The following is a 5,740-nucleotide window of genomic DNA, read 5'->3' as shown; positions in this document are numbered from 1 at the left end:
AGAGCCTGTTTAGAATCTCGCGAAGAACTCTCCAGGTCGGGAGGGGTGCCTCTTTTCGGGACCGTATGAGGCAGGGATGCCGATTACGAGCGTACAGGGACGTATTTAAGGGGGGCGCCCTGCCCGTGTCCCGGAAAGAGGTATCTCTCCCGACCCCGCGCTGGACGTGCAGCACCATAGATCGCAAACAGGCTCTTACAGGGGTGCGGTCATTCCAGGCGCTTCGATAGTTGCTACTGCAACCAATAACCGTTTGATTTTGCAGGTTTTTTGTAACGATAATAGCGGCCGCCAAAGCAGATCTAGGGGGAAAAAGTGCAGGAGACATTACTGCAACAGGGGCTGGACATTACGCTGTTCGGCATGGGGATTGTTTTTACTTTCCTGCTTTTGCTGGTGATCGGCACCGGCATTATGTCCCGCATCATCACCCGCTATTTCCCCGAGGCGGAGCCGGCGGTTCCCGTCGCCGGCGGCCAGGCTGCCGGCGATGCGCACCTGCGTGCGGTGATCCAGGCGGCAATCGAACAACACCGAAAGAATAAAAGACGCTAACCGTTCGCCGAACAACTTCAATCAATTGCCGAGAGAGACGACCCATGACTGAGGTTAAAAAGCCATTGGGAATCACCGACGTGGTTCTGCGCGATGCGCACCAGTCACTGTTTGCCACCCGTATGCGGCTGGACGATATGCTGCCCATCGCTTCGAGCCTCGACAAAGTTGGTTTCTGGTCACTGGAGTCCTGGGGCGGTGCCACTTTCGATGCCTGTATCCGCTATCTGGGCGAAGATCCGTGGGAACGCATCCGCGAGCTGAAAAAAGCCATGCCCAACACGCCGCAACAAATGCTGTTCCGCGGCCAGAATATTCTCGGCTACCGCCACTACGCCGATGACGTGGTGGAGAAATTCGTCGAGCGCGCGGCGGAGAATGGTGTGGACGTTTTTCGTGTGTTCGATGCCATGAACGATATGCGCAACCTGCAGACCGCTTTGCGCGCGGTAAAGCGGGTGGGCAAACACGCCCAGGGCACTATTTCCTATACCGTCAGCCCGGTGCATACCCTGGATTTGTGGGTGGACCTTGGCCGGCAGATCGAGGACATGGGCGCGGATTCAATTTGCATCAAGGATATGGCCGGCCTGCTGCGTCCCTACGAGGGCTACGAGCTGGTGAAGCGCCTGAAGGCTGCGGTGGACATTCCCATTCATATGCAGTGCCACGCCACCACCGGCCTCTCCACCGCTACCGCATTGAAATGCGTCGAGGCGGGAATCGACAATGTGGACACGGCGATTTCCTCCATGTCCATGACCTACGGCCACAGTCCCACCGAGGCTCTCGTGGCCATCCTGCAGGGCACAGATCGCGACACCGGGCTGGATATCGAGCTGCTGGAAGAGATCGCGGCCTACTTCCGCGAGGTGCGCAAGAAATACGCCAAGTTCGAGGGTTCCCTGCGCGGCGTGGACTCGCGCATCCTGGTGGCCCAGGTGCCCGGCGGTATGCTCACCAATATGGAAAACCAGCTGCGGGAGCAGGGTGCCGGGGACAAGCTGGACCAAGTGCTGGAGGAAATTCCCCGGGTACGCGAGGACCTGGGTTTCCTTCCCCTGGTCACCCCGACTTCCCAGATCGTCGGCACCCAGGCGGTGCTGAACGTGCTCACCGGCGAGCGCTACAAGTCCATTTCCAAGGAGACCGCGGCGGTACTCAAGGGCGAGTACGGCGCGACCCCGGCCGCGATGAACAAAGAGCTGCAGGCAAAGGTGCTGGACGGCGCCGAGCCGATCAGCTGCCGCCCGGCGGACCTGTTGGAGCCGGAGCTGGAAAAGCTCACCGCCGAGCTGCGCCAGAAGGCCAATGACGAGAGCGTTCCGCTGACCGAAGGAGAGGGAGAGATAGACGATGTGCTCACCTATGCGCTCTTCCCGCAGATCGGCCTCAAGTTCCTGAAGAACCGCGGCAATCCCGACGCCTTCGAACCGGTGCCCACCGGCAGCGAGGGCAGTGCGGTCACCAACGAAAACGGCGAAGAGGTGTACACGGTCACCGTTGAAGGCAAGAGCTACACGGTAACCGTGGCCGACGGCGGGGATGTCACCGGTATGGTGCCGGTCTCCGGCGGAGCCTCCGCCGGGAGCGCGGCGGCCCCGGCTGCCGGCGGAGGCAAGCCGGTGGCGGCGCCGCTGGCGGGCAATATCTTCAAGGTGCTGGTGAACCCGGGCGAACAGGTGACGGAGGGCCAAACCATTATCGTGCTGGAAGCCATGAAGATGGAGACCGCGGTCAGCGCGCCGGCGTCGGGTAGCGTCACTGAGGTGGCGGTGAAAGAGGGCGATTCCGTGGCGGTGGGCGACACCCTGCTGTCCATCGCGTAACCCGGGTTAGGAGTCGCTTGTGGAAAACCTTATCAATCTCTGGCAATCCTCCGGCGCCTACCAGATGGCGCCGGGCCAGTTTGTGATGATCGTGGTAGGCCTGCTGCTGCTGTTCCTGGCCATCAACAAAAAGTTCGAGCCGCTGCTGCTGGTGCCCATCGGCTTCGGCGGCATCCTGGCGAATATTCCCGGCGCTGACCTGTCCCTCTCCGCCGCGGAGGCGGCGCTGGCGGGTGGCGATCCCCGTGTATTGCTGCAGATGGCACAACTGTTGGGTGTGGAGCAACTGGAATCCGCCTATGCGTTCAAATCGGCCCTGAAGGAGGCCCTGGGCAATGCGCCGGCGGCGCTGCAATTGGGGGCCGAGCAGGTGGCGCTGGATGCGGGCTACAGCGACGGTATGCTGTATAACTTCTACTCTGTGGCCATCGCCTCGGGGGCGGCGCCGCTGGTGATCTTTATGGGCGTGGGCGCGATGACCGACTTCGGCCCGCTGCTCGCCAACCCGCGCACCCTGTTCCTGGGGGCGGCGGCGCAGGTCGGCATTTTCGCCACGGTGCTCGGCGCGGTCGGCCTGTCGGTGGCGGGCATTATGGATTTCTCCATCGCCGACGCCGCCGCCATCGGTATTATCGGCGGCGCCGACGGCCCCACCGCCATCTATGTATCCAGCCTGCTGGCCCCGGATCTGCTCGGCGCCATTGCGGTGGCCGCCTATTCCTATATGGCGCTGGTGCCCCTGATCCAGCCGCCGATCATGCGCGCGCTGACCACGCCGGAGGAGCGCAAAATCGAGATGGTGCAGCTGCGCCATGTGAGCAAGCGGGAGAAGATCACTTTCCCGCTGCTGCTGCTGATCCTCGTGGCGCTGTTCCTGCCGGACGCGGCGCCGCTGCTGGGGATGTTCTGCTTCGGCAACCTGATGCGCGAATGCGGTGTGGTGTCGCGCCTGTCCGATACCGCGCAGAACGCCCTGATCAATATCACCACCATTTTCCTGGGGCTGTCTGTGGGGTCGAAGCTGGCGGCGGACAAGTTCCTCGATCCGAAAACCCTCGGTATCCTCGCCCTGGGTATTGTCGCTTTCTCCATCGGCACTGCCGCCGGTATTTTGATGGCGAAATTGTTGAATCTGTTCAGCAAGCACAAGGTGAACCCGCTGATCGGTTCCGCCGGTGTGTCCGCGGTGCCCATGGCGGCGCGGGTATCCAACAAGCTGGGGCTGGAAGCCAACCCGCACAACTTCCTGTTGATGCACGCCATGGGCCCCAACGTGGCCGGGGTGATCGGCTCGGCGGTGGCCGCCGGGGTGATGATCACCCTGGTTCGCGCAATGACCGGCTGACGCCGGGAGCGCCGAGCCCCAGCTCGGCTTGCGGGCCGAAAGACCCGCCGTAGCCCTCGGTCTTTAAGTGATTATGTGGCGGCCCTGCTGCCGGAGGCTTTTTGCGGGACACGGGCTAGGCGCCCCCCCCTCCTTAAATCCATCCCTGGAGGTTGTCCGCGAGGTCCCTCTCGCAGACAAAACGGCAGGACTGCCGTTTTGGACGCCGAAGGCGCCCGAAGGGCGAGGACCAGGGATGGTCCGAGTCACAGTCCCGCAAAAAGCCTCCGGCATCGGGACCTTCGCATCGCGCTCCGGTTTCCCCCTTTTGCCATCGAAATCTGTGCCTGACCAGATGGTCGATCCCGTATCAGGGAGCGGCTCAAGCCGTGGTATCATGGGCGCGTTTTTAGTTTTGGCTCGGGCGCAATGGGGCGCCCAAAGGAGAGATTATGTCCTGGTTGGGCGCGGGAATCGGGGCCGGTATCGGTTTGATGTTCGGCGGTCCTATCGGTGCGGCGCTGGGTGCCTGGGTCGGCAGTTCTTTCGGCTCCGGCCTGCAGCGCGCCGCCGGTGGCGCGGGCTCCCTGAACCGGGAGGGGACGCAGGCCGTCTTTATCGTCACCCTGTTTTCCATGCTGGCGAAGATCGCCAAGGCGGATGGCCAGGTGTCCAAGGCGGAAATTCGCCTGGTCGACGATTTTATTCAGAACAACCTGCGCCTGAGCGCGGAGGACCGCAAGCACGCCATCCAGATTTTCCAGAACGCGAAGAGCGACGCCTACAGCATCTACGATTACGCCGAGCAGTACCGGCAGCTGGTGCGCAACCAGGCGATGCGGGAAATGGTGTACCGCCTGCTGTTCGCCGTGGCCTATGCGGATGGTGAGCTGCACGCGGCGGAAGAGGAGATTCTGCGGCGTATTCCCTCCCACCTGGGATTGCACGAGTCCATCTTCAACGCCATGCACGGGGAATTCGGCCGGAGTGCGCAATATTCGACGGCCTCACTGCAGCAGCACTACGACATCCTGGAGTGCCGACCGGATGCCAGCGATCGGGAGTTGAAACTGGCCTACCGGCGCAAGGCGGCGGAATTCCATCCAGACAAAATCGCCGCCAAGGGATTGCCCGAAGAGTTTATGCGCTACGCGGAAGACCAGATGAAAAGTGTCACCGTGGCTTACGACACCATTGTCGCCGCGCGCAAGCGGGAAATGGCGCAAGTGGAATAATAAGCTCAAGTTTCGGATTTCAGTTCCGGGAGCCGGGACGGGGTGCGCCTTTCTGGGACACGGGCTAGGCGCCCCCCCTAAATACGTCCCTGTAGGCTTGTCCGCGAGGCCCCTCTCGCAGACAAAACGGCAGGACAGCCGTTTTGGACGCCAAAGGCGCCCGAAGGGCGAGGGCCATGGATGGCCCGAGTCACAGTCCCAGAAAGGCGCACCCCGCCCCGGCTTTTGCTATCGGCAGGCGCCTAGAACTCCGAAACTTGAGGTGAGTAATAAAGAGGTAAGACATGAGCCTGGCAAAGCAGATTGAAGAGAAACTGAGCGCGGCCTTTGCGCCACAGCATATCGAAGTGCAGTGCGAGAGCCATCTGCACAATGTGCCCGCGGGTGCGGAGATGCACTTTCGCGTGGTGCTGGTGAGCGACGCCTTTACCTCGCTGCGCAAGGTACAGCGGCACCAGCGGGTTTACACTGTGCTGGCGGATGAAATGGCGGGGCCGGTACACGCGCTGGCGCTGCATACTTTCAGTCCGGAGGAATGGACCGGGCAGGCGCCGCAGAGCCCGGAGTGCCTGGGGGGCGAAAAAAAACAGAGCTAGCCGGCGCTCCCGTTGTCGCACCTTTCCTTTGAAAAGAATATTTTCCGGGCAAAAGGCGGGCGTTTTGGCGCTCGCTTCTTTATTTCCCATCTTGTTTCGCGCCTGCCGAGGCGTTGAACTCCTCTTCTCCCGCTAAATTAAGTGCCAAAAGTAACTGTTCACCCCTGTAGGAGCGGCGGGGCGGCCATCCGACATGCCCGC

5 protein-coding genes are annotated in these 5,740 nt (G+C 61.9%); all 5 read left to right on the top strand.

Features of this window, described 5'->3' with window-relative positions; genetic code table 11:
- The first annotated feature begins 315 nt into the window (after positions 1–315).
- The gene (locus tag ACRC0P_RS16925) at positions 316–555 is read left to right on the top strand and encodes an OadG family protein (RefSeq protein ID WP_438632476.1); all 240 of its coding nucleotides are present in this window, start codon (positions 316–318) and stop codon (positions 553–555) included.
- Between the two features lie 44 nt (positions 556–599).
- Positions 600–2,384: a sodium-extruding oxaloacetate decarboxylase subunit alpha gene (oadA, locus tag ACRC0P_RS16920; protein ID WP_438632475.1), complete on the top strand. Its 1,785-nt coding sequence runs from the start codon at positions 600–602 to the stop codon at positions 2,382–2,384.
- 19 nt (positions 2,385–2,403) lie between these two features.
- Complete coding sequence (locus ACRC0P_RS16915; RefSeq protein ID WP_438632474.1) at positions 2,404–3,729, top strand: sodium ion-translocating decarboxylase subunit beta; 1,326 nt, start codon at positions 2,404–2,406, stop codon at positions 3,727–3,729.
- A 431-nt stretch (positions 3,730–4,160) separates the two neighbouring features.
- Positions 4,161–4,943 (top strand): co-chaperone DjlA, encoded by a 783-nt coding sequence (gene djlA / locus ACRC0P_RS16910; protein ID WP_438632473.1) that lies wholly within the window; start codon positions 4,161–4,163, stop codon positions 4,941–4,943.
- 284 nt (positions 4,944–5,227) lie between these two features.
- The gene (locus ACRC0P_RS16905) at positions 5,228–5,539 is read left to right on the top strand and encodes a BolA family protein (protein WP_438632472.1); all 312 of its coding nucleotides are present in this window, start codon (positions 5,228–5,230) and stop codon (positions 5,537–5,539) included.
- Positions 5,540–5,740: the final 201 nt, after the last annotated feature.

Source organism: Microbulbifer sp., from assembly GCF_051659245.1.
Taxonomy (GTDB): Bacteria; Pseudomonadota; Gammaproteobacteria; order Pseudomonadales; family Cellvibrionaceae; genus Microbulbifer.
This window is presented reverse-complemented; position numbering and strand designations above follow the sequence as displayed.

Excerpts from the sequence above, each read along its gene's own strand:
- oadA (WP_438632475.1), top strand. The coding sequence starts at position 600 with ATGACTGAGGTTAAAAAGCCATTGGGAATCACCGACGTGGTTCTGCGC.
- djlA (WP_438632473.1), top strand. The coding sequence starts at position 4,161 with ATGTCCTGGTTGGGCGCGGGAATCGGGGCCGGTATCGGTTTGATGTTC.
- ACRC0P_RS16905 (WP_438632472.1), top strand. The coding sequence starts at position 5,228 with ATGAGCCTGGCAAAGCAGATTGAAGAGAAACTGAGCGCGGCCTTTGCG.